Source organism: Sporomusa sp., assembly GCF_035561155.1.
In the GTDB taxonomy this organism is placed as follows: Bacteria; Bacillota; Negativicutes; order Sporomusales; family Sporomusaceae; genus Sporomusa.
The window spans coordinates 1-8,347 of record NZ_DATMYD010000013.1 but is presented as its reverse complement, the minus strand read 5'-3'; the positions used below and the strand labels follow the sequence as shown (position 1 = coordinate 8,347).

Annotated in this window: 7 protein-coding genes; all 7 read left to right on the top strand. The window is 44.9% G+C overall.

The features are described from left to right. Nucleotides 1–113: 113 nt before the first annotated feature. The 7 genes from dcuS (at nt 114) to VN447_RS02400 (ending at nt 8,172) form a co-directional block, all read left to right on the top strand. On the top strand, nt 114–1,721 hold the full coding sequence (dcuS, locus tag VN447_RS02430; protein ID WP_325522453.1) for a DcuS/MalK family sensor histidine kinase: 1,608 nt from the start codon (nt 114–116) through the stop codon (nt 1,719–1,721). Further along, nucleotides 1,718–2,422 (top strand): response regulator, encoded by a 705-nt coding sequence (locus VN447_RS02425; protein WP_325522451.1) that lies wholly within the window; start codon nt 1,718–1,720, stop codon nt 2,420–2,422. The genes dcuS and VN447_RS02425 overlap by 4 nt, the downstream gene beginning before the upstream one ends. 209 nt (nt 2,423–2,631) lie before the next feature. Continuing rightward, nucleotides 2,632–3,969: a 2-hydroxycarboxylate transporter family protein gene (locus tag VN447_RS02420; protein ID WP_325522449.1), complete on the top strand. Its 1,338-nt coding sequence runs from the start codon at nt 2,632–2,634 to the stop codon at nt 3,967–3,969. Nucleotides 3,970–3,996: 27 nt separating this feature from the next. Then, a complete protein-coding gene (locus VN447_RS02415) occupies nt 3,997–5,226 on the top strand; it encodes an NADP-dependent malic enzyme (protein ID WP_325522447.1) in 1,230 nt (409 codons plus the stop codon). 220 nt (nt 5,227–5,446) lie between these two features. Continuing rightward, the gene (locus VN447_RS02410) at nt 5,447–6,667 is read left to right on the top strand and encodes a metallophosphoesterase (RefSeq protein WP_325522445.1); all 1,221 of its coding nucleotides are present in this window, start codon (nt 5,447–5,449) and stop codon (nt 6,665–6,667) included. A gap of 11 nt (nt 6,668–6,678) precedes the next feature. Continuing rightward, nucleotides 6,679–7,185, top strand: a complete 507-nt coding sequence (locus VN447_RS02405; protein ID WP_325522443.1) for a mismatch-specific DNA-glycosylase — start codon at nt 6,679–6,681, stop codon at nt 7,183–7,185. Between the two features lie 207 nt (nt 7,186–7,392). After that, on the top strand, nt 7,393–8,172 hold the full coding sequence (locus VN447_RS02400; protein ID WP_325522441.1) for a basic amino acid ABC transporter substrate-binding protein: 780 nt from the start codon (nt 7,393–7,395) through the stop codon (nt 8,170–8,172). Nucleotides 8,173–8,347 lie beyond the last annotated feature (175 nt).

The following is an 8,347-nucleotide window of genomic DNA, read 5'->3' as shown; positions in this document are numbered from 1 at the left end:
AAATACTATAAAAACGTGGTGTTTAAAGTAACCGAAATAGTATTGAGGAAGGAATAAACGATCAGAAATACGAACACAACAATACGTAGTTAATTATGATGGGAGATGAATTTTTGGAAGCCAATAAACCTATTATTGGTTTACAGACTAAAATCACGTTGCTTGTTTGTGGTGTTGTTGCTATGGCTTTGTTAGTAACTAATATATTAATCAGCGCTAATGTCTTTTCCAGTACCCAAAAAGCGTTAGACGAAAAAGCGACCGATATTGCCCGGATTATTTCCCGGTCTGAGGTGGTGATTGAAGCATTATCCGGTCGGCGTGACGAAGCGGACATTCAGGCTTTTGCTGAAGAGATTCGCAATGTCACGAAGGTGGAGTTTATCGTTGTTATAGACATGAATAGTATCCGAAAATCCCATCCTGACAGTAGTAAGGTCGGCCAACAGTTTGTAGGTGGCGACGAAAAAGCGGCCCTTTCTGGACAAGAATATACATCCATGGCTTCAGGAACAATGGGGCCATCGTTGCGGGCATTCGCGCCGATAGTAACTCACGATGGAAAGCAGGTTGGGGCTGTTGCAGTGGGTATCTTGCTCAATAATGTACAACATGCGGTAGATAAGAGTCGGATGTTTATCTATATTGCCGTTGTCTTTGGTTTGCTGGTGGGTGTAGCTGGGGCCATATTATTGGCACGGAGTATAAAAAAGACACTGTTTGGGTTGGAGCCAATTGCTATTGCCAAATTGTTGGAGGAACGCAGCGCTATGCTGTTGTCAGTACGGGAAGGGATTATCGCTGTGGATAAAAACGCCCGGATTACGCTTGTAAATGGTGAAGCAATCCGGTTGTTACAGCAGGCAGGAATCCAAGGAGATCCTGTAGGAAAAGATGTGGAGTCATTCGTGCCGAATACCCGATTGTCAGACGTATTGAAAACAGGATGCGCAGAATTAGATCAGGAGCAGGATTTGAAGGGGATAACCTTATTGACTAATCGTGTTCCTGTGTGTGTGGATGGTGAGATAGCGGGAGCTATTGCCACGTTCCGTGATAAGACTGAGATTCGTCAACTTGCGGAACAGCTTACCGGAGTACGCAATTATGCCGAGGCGTTAAGGGCACAAGCCCATGAATTCATGAACAAACTGCATGTTATTCTCGGTATGGTGCGTTTGCAATGTTATGACCAGCTTGCTGACTATATAAAAGATGTTGCTCAGCATTATCAGAGTGAAGTTGGATTTGTAGTCCGGCGGATAAAAGATCAAGTATTAGCAGGATTTTTGCTGGGTAAACTGAGCCATGCCAGAGAAGCTGGTGTGGATTTAATTCTCTCAGAAGAAAGTTTCTTGCCTGAGCCCGCCGACACCGAGGTAGTCCAGGAATTAGTCACAGTGGTAGGTAATCTTGTGAACAATGCGTTAGAAGCTGTAGCTAGTTCTAATATAAAACGTGTTGATGTGGATTGTGTTTATAACGAGGGGATTTTGCACATAGCGATAGATGATACTGGGCCGGGAGTTACCAAGGAACAACAAGAGCAGTTGTTTACGAAAGGATATTCTACTAAACATGGTAATCGCGGATTAGGAATGTTTTTAGTAAAGCGCAGTCTCGAACGAATTGATGGGACAATTGAGGTGTTCTCAGAAATAGGAAAAGGTACGCGGTTTGTCGTGCGTGTACCGTACCGAACTAAAGGTGATGCAGAATGATTAGAGTATTAATTGTGGAAGATGACCCGATGGTGGCTGAATTGAATCGACGGTATCTAGAACAGATAGACGGATTTGTATTAATTGCTATGGCTCGTACTGTTGATGAAGCATTGGGGTTGCTTGAAAAACATGATATTGACCTCGTTTTGCTCGATATATTTATTCCTGGGACAAACGGGCTGGAATTATTAACTCAAATCAGGGAAAAGGGCAAAGATACTGATGTGATTGTAGTTTCGGCTGCTTGTGATATGCATACGATTAAGAAAGCCTTGCGTAACGGTGCCGTCGATTACTTGATTAAGCCGTTTGAATTTGAGCGGTTAAATACTGCTCTTTCCGATTACCGCAATCAGGCAGTATTTATGCGAAATCGGGATGTTATGAATCAGGCTGAACTAGACCGGCGCATTTTAGGCAGGGAGCAGCAGGGACAAACGGAGTTAAACAAGGGTTTGTGCCGCAACACGCTAAATGCAGTATGGGAAAACATACGAACTGCAAAGGGGCAGTCTTTTACTACAGAGGAAATGGCGAACAGTGTAGGAATTTCACGAGTGTCCATGCGCAAATATCTGGATTTTTTGAAACAGATAGATATTTTAAGCATGGAAGTGGTATACGGAACTGTGGGGAGACCCGTATACAGATATCGATGTATAAACCCAGAAAGCAACATAATAAAACGTTATTTATAAACCGGCTGCCAGGCCGGTTTTTTATCCTGTTAGAAAGTATAACTTTCCGTCTGGATAAGGCAACATCGGCTTCCGCTTTCGCCAAAGGCTCGGCGCAAGCCGTGTTTTCTTTACTTACTTTAGTTACAAAATGCTTTAATAAATTGAATAAGATATGCAATTTGATCCCGACAGTTTAGTATTAAGTCAAATAACTAGGAGGTGTATTGGTGAATAGTAATAATTTGAACAAAGTACAGTTAACAGAGCCAGTATCAGAAAACGCATTCATGAAAATTATTAATTTTAAAGTCGGAGTAATTCCTTTCCCCTTGTACCTTGTTTTGGCGGTTATCATATATGCTGCGTCTATTTACGGCAAACTTCCAGTAGATATGATCGGCGGATTTGCTGTTATCATGATTATGGGGATACTTTTAGGCGATGTAGGGCAAAAGATTCCGGTCTTAAAAGATATCGGCGGACCGGCGATTCTATCCATTTTTATTCCCTCAATCATGGTTTTTTATAAACTCATTAATCCTTCCGCAATGAATTCAATTACGGCCTTAATGAAAGGGTCTAATTTCCTGTATTTATATATTTCTTGTTTGGTGGCAGGCAGTATCCTTGGCATGGATAGAAAGGTTTTAATTCAGGGATTTATGCGCATGTTTATCCCGCTAGTCGTCGGGACTCTTGCCGCGATCGCTGCAGGATTACTTGTGGGTACGCTATTTGGTTATAGCATGCATCGTACGTTCTTTTATATCATTATCCCGATTGTAGGCGGAGGTATTGGTGAAGGTATTATTCCGCTCTCTATCGCTTATTCTGAAATTCTTGGTAAACCGCAGGAAGCCTTTATCCCGCAGCTTATTCCTGCAGCTATGCTGGGAAATATTGTTGCCATTATGGTCGCCGGATATTTGAAGCGTCTGGGAGAAAAGAGACCCGAACTAAGTGGCAATGGACTGCTTGTTCGAACAGGCAATGACAAAGATCAGTTAACGGCACAAGCAGTGGATAAGCCGATAGAGTTTCCTCTTATGGGAGCAGGGTTGCTTATCGCTTGCAGCTTCTTTATTTGGGGTAAGTTCTCTGAGACCTTTATTGGGATTCCGGGAGCCATTATTATGATTTTTTCTGCCGCACTTGTTAAATATTCAAATCTCATGCCAGCTAAAATGGAACAAGGCGCTTACCATATGTACCGGTTTATTTCAGCAAGTCTTACTTGGCCGTTATTAGTTGGCTTAGGTGTTTTGTTTACTCCGTGGAAAGATGTTGTTCTAGTGCTAACAGATCCGGGTTATATTGCAATTTGCGCATCTACCGTTCTAGCGATGATCTCTTCTGGGTTTTTTATTGGTAAATACCTAAATATGTATCCTATTGAATCCGCAATTGTCACAGGCTGCCATAGTGGTCTGGGCGGTACTGGTGACGTAGCCATCTTGTCTGCTTCCAATCGCATGGAATTGATGCCGTTTGCCCAGATATCAACCAGAATTGGTGGCGCCTGCATGATAGTACTAGCTACGTTATTAATGAAGATGTCACAGTAAAGACATTATGAAAAAAGGAGCGCGAACATGAGTATTAGGGAAGAAGCAATTCAATTACACAAAGAACACCAAGGAAAGCTGGCTGTGGCCAGTAAAGTGCCTCTTGCTAACAGGCATGACTTAAGTTTAGCCTATACGCCGGGTGTGGCTGAACCATGCAAAGATATTAAAAATGACAAGGACTTATCGTTTGAATATACTTGCCGGGGAAATATGGTGGCGGTTGTAAGTGACGGAACCAGGGTACTTGGTTTGGGGGATATAGGGCCTGAGGCCGCCATTCCTGTAATGGAAGGTAAGGCCGTTTTGTTCAAAGTTTTTGGTGATGTTGATGCCGTTCCAATTTGTCTTGATACCAAAGATCCTGATAAGATTATTGAAGTAGTACGGTTGCTGCAGCCAACTTTCGCCGGAATTAACTTAGAAGATCTTTCTTCACCGAAATGTTATGATATTGAAGATGCACTTAAAGCCCAAATGGACATCCCTGTTTTTCATGATGACCAGCACGGTACGGCCATAGCAGCTCTTTCCGCAGTTATTAATGCCCTGCGATTAGTGAAGAAGGAATTGGTTAGTGCTAAAATTATTGTGAATGGGGCAGGGGCCGCCGGTACAGCTATTGCACGTTTAATCGTTAACGCCGGGGCGAAAAATGTTATAGTGGTAGATATTAATGGAGCTTTGTATGAGGGAATGCCTGGGCTGAACCGAGTTCAGGAGCAGTTAACCAAAGTAACAAATCCAGAAAAGCAGCAGGGAAATTTAAGTAGTGTGGCCAAAGGGGCAGATGTTATTATCGGTGTTTCGGCTCCAGGAGCATTTACCCAAGAGATTATCCGGGCCATGAATCCGGATGCCGTTGTGGTGGCTATGGCTAATCCTGAGCCGGAAATAAGTTATGCTGAAGCCAAAGCTGCCGGGGCAAGGGTAGCAGGTACAGGCCGCTCAGATGCGCCTAATCAGGTTAATAATGTAACTGTTTTCCCTGGGGTTTTCCGTGGAGCTATTGATGTACGAGCTCGTCAAATTAATGAAGAAATGAAGATTGCTGCAGCTTATGCAATTGCTGATTTGATTCCTCAAGCTGAATTAAGAGACGATTTTGTTGTGCCAGATGCATTTGATCCACGCGTTGCACCGGCAGTTGCTGCTGCTGTAGCCCGTGTGGCGATGCAAACAGGAGTGGCAAGAGTTCAGGTAGATCCTGAAGAGATAAGAGTAAAGACTGCTGCCCGCATTAAGCTGGGGAGATAGGGTTTATTGTTTATTTGGATACCAAGGGTATGTAATATAAGCCGAAAAGGTATAATTGTTATATTAGCTGTTACTCAAAAGGATCAAACTATGTATGGGCACGCAGGCTGTTCTTTTTTTTTGTTATCCACTATACTAAAGATAGTTTAAGGAAATAATTACAATAGAAAAACAGTCGGCAGCGAAACTAGATTATGCTGGCAAAAAAACGGAGGCGCACATGCAGCAAGGTCCTTCTTTATATGCAATACTGTTCATATTCTCGCTTTTTCTGGGCTTGACGTGGCTGGGGGGCCGGATTTTGCCCAATTGGCATCCGGTATATGCTGGCAAAAAGGTTAGGTATGGTTACTGGATTGCCACGGTTTTATCAGTGGGAATTCTTTTTTCCAGCCGCTGGTTGCGCCCTGCAGAAGTCTTTCCTGGCGAGTGGTTCCGGTATCTTCTTTATGCGGCCTATGTATGGCTGTTTGGATTGTTGTTTATGCTGGTGGTGCTGCTGGCTGGTTATGCTGTAAGACTGTTGGTACGGCGGCTTAGCCGCCAGGAAGCCATGCAGGTAGAGGCAGAACCAGTGCAGGAAGATGTGCCGGCACAGGTAGGGATAACTCGCCGTCAGTTTTTGCAGGGTGCAATGGCGGCTGTCCCGGCGGTGCCGCTGGCTGTCACTGCTTATGGGGTGATTGGTGGGGACACCAAAATTGTTATTAACCGGTATACCTTGTCTTTTCCTCAACTGCCTCCGGCGCTGGACGGATATTCCATTGCCCAAATCAGTGATACTCATATCGGGCCGTTTTTTGGCATGGATAAGCTGGAGAGAGTACTTGCTATGGTTAAACAGGAAAGGCCAAATCTGCTGACCATTACCGGTGATTTGGTGGATGACTTAGATTTGCTGTCACCAACAATGGCGCGCCTGGCTGCTTTCCAGCCTGAGCTGCCACACGGTATTTTTTACTGCTGGGGCAACCATGAATACTTTCGGGATATCGGACGTATTCGTAAGGCGCTGAATGCCAGCCCGATTACTTTGCTGGAGAATAGGAATCAGGCAGTAGGCAAGGGCTTATATCTGGCTGGTGTCGATTATCCCTGGGGAAAAAATAAAGACGAGCAGGAATTAAAACGGCGGGATTTCTTTGCTCAGGCTGTGCGGGGAATACCGGAAGGGGCGTTTACCGTTCTTTTAACCCACCATCCCGATTTTTTTTATAATTCCTTTGCCGCCAGAGTGCCACTGTCTCTGGCCGGGCATACACATGGCGGACAAGTGTCGATTTTCGGTGTTTCACTGTTGCCTGTGCAATATCGATATATGAGGGGGATGTTCCGGCAGGACGGTTCCTATGGTTATGTCAGTGTAGGGACAGGGCATTGGATGCCGCTTCGAATCGGCTGTCCGGCGGAGGTTAGCCTATTTACGTTAAAGCGAGGGTGATCCAGGTTTCTATGAATCAAGTACCTGACATTATTGACAATAATCTAAAAGTCTTGTTTATCGGCTTCAACCCTGGCCGTAGGTCTGCCGAGACTGGCCATCACTTTGCGGGGTATTCGAATAAGTTTTGGAAGCTGTTAGCATCGGCAGGTCTTACACCCTATCAGTTCAGGCCTGAGGAAGACCGTACATTGCTGACTGTCGGCCTGGGCATTACCAATATTGTAGCTCGTCCCAGCCGGGCAGCGGATGAGATTACTAAAGAGGAATACCGCGCCGGGCGGGATGTTTTAAAGGAGAAGCTCATGCTGTACAGACCACAGATCGCCTGCTTTGCCGGGGTAGGGGTATATAAGGAGTTTGCCGGGCGTCCGAACATAAAATGCGGGGTGCAGCCGATCAGTGTGGTGACTGGAGTAGCTGATTTTGTTGTACCGTCTCCCAGTGGTTTGACACGGATTTTGTTTGATGATCAGCTGGCTTATTATCAGGAGCTGGCGCGCTTGCTGGAGATATAGGAATGGCTCTGAAAAGGATAATGCCCATGGCGATAGGACAATAGTGTCGGAAATTTGACACAAATGTTAGGAAAAGGGATAAGGCAGGCGTTTGCTGAAGCAAGCGCCTGTTTTTCTCTTAAATTCGGCAGTTTGTCGTGTTTGGCTATCATTCCAAAGTTATGTATAATTATTAAAAGATTGTGCATAAAGAGAGGGGTACATATTATGTCAAAAAAATGGATCGCTTTTGCTGTTCTTGCCCTGTTTACTTTGACTTTGGGCCTAGCCGGGTGCGGCGGCAGCCAGCAGGCTCAACCAGCTGCAGCTAAAGTCCTTAAAGTTGGCGCCGAGGCGACTTTCCCGCCGTTCGAATTCCAGGACGAGAAGAGCAAAGATTATGTAGGCTTTGACGTGGATCTGATGAAGGCCATTGGTAAACAAATGGGTATGGAGGTCCAAGTTGTCAATACGGCGTTTGACGGACTGATTCCGGCCCTGGAAGGCGGCCAGATTGACGTAATTGCGTCTGCTATGACCATTACTGATGAGCGCTCTAAAAAAGTTAACTTCTCTAAACCGTATTATAAGTCAGGCTTATCCATTATCGTGAAAGCCGACAACAGTGCCATTAAAAGCTTTAAAGATCTCGAAGGCAAGCGCATAGCTGTACAGATTGGTACTACCGGTGCTGAAGAAGCTAAAAAGATTAAAGATGCAAAGGTCCGCGAGTTTAACAGCGCTTCGGAAGCTTTCCTTGAGCTAAAGGCTGGCGGTGCTGACGCTGTTGTCAACGACCTCCCGGTAAACGAGTATTACCTGGCCAAGGGCGGCAGTAAAGAGGCTAAGCTTGTTGGCGAAGTGCTCAATTCTGAAGAATACGGCGTAGCTGTAGCCAAGAAAAACACTGAGCTGGCCGGAAAAATTAGCAAAGCATTGGACGAGATCAAACAAAATGGCGAGTATGCTAAAATTTACGAGAAGTGGTTTGGCAAAAAGCCGCAATAACATAGGTAAACAAAGCCGTACCGGCTTAGTGCTGTGAACCGCCCCAGCGGAGATAGACACAAAAGAGAAAAGCCGGTCGTAGAATATCTTTGAATTAAGCCGACTGACGCCGTTTTTCGGAAGGCGTCAGTTGGTATTTCATTTGGAAACGCTCGAAATTGTAAAAATGGATGTA

Bases quoted from the DNA above. Each gene is read 5' to 3' on its own strand.
- VN447_RS02425 (WP_325522451.1), top strand. From the start codon at position 1,718: ATGATTAGAGTATTAATTGTGGAAGATGACCCGATGGTGGCTGAATTG.
- VN447_RS02415 (WP_325522447.1), top strand. From the start codon at position 3,997: ATGAGTATTAGGGAAGAAGCAATTCAATTACACAAAGAACACCAAGGA.
- VN447_RS02410 (WP_325522445.1), top strand. From the start codon at position 5,447: ATGCAGCAAGGTCCTTCTTTATATGCAATACTGTTCATATTCTCGCTT.
- VN447_RS02405 (WP_325522443.1), top strand. From the start codon at position 6,679: ATGAATCAAGTACCTGACATTATTGACAATAATCTAAAAGTCTTGTTT.
- VN447_RS02400 (WP_325522441.1), top strand. From the start codon at position 7,393: ATGTCAAAAAAATGGATCGCTTTTGCTGTTCTTGCCCTGTTTACTTTG.